Origin of the sequence: Frankia sp. Mgl5 (genome assembly GCF_023242985.1) — a bacterium.
Taxonomy (GTDB): domain Bacteria; phylum Actinomycetota; class Actinomycetes; order Frankiales; family Frankiaceae; genus Parafrankia; species Parafrankia soli.
Window position 1 is genome coordinate 1 of record NZ_JALKFY010000141.1, and the last position, 268, is coordinate 268.

The following is a 268-nucleotide window of genomic DNA, read 5'->3' on the forward strand; positions in this document are numbered from 1 at the left end:
CTTATTGTGAGATGGCTGAGGGACTGGCCCTATGATGCCCGGCAACCGGCGCTTCCTGAACAGGACGCGTAACGGTGCTAAATCCTGCAGAAACCTGTAAGGCGTTGATTGAACAGGAGCACCAATCCCCTGTTCCCCCGCAGGTTGCTGAGAGATGAGAGGAGAAGCCTGACTGACAAGCAGCCTCCCTCTCGTGGGAGGTTTTTTCATGTTTGACAAAGATAGTTGTGAAACGGAGGAATTGGCTCACATGGCAGAACAACGCATT

General features: G+C 52.6%; 1 riboswitch.

What is annotated here, in order from left to right:
• Positions 1–161: riboswitch (SAM riboswitch) on the plus strand. This riboswitch is flagged as partial in the annotation.
• Positions 162–268: the final 107 nt, after the last annotated feature.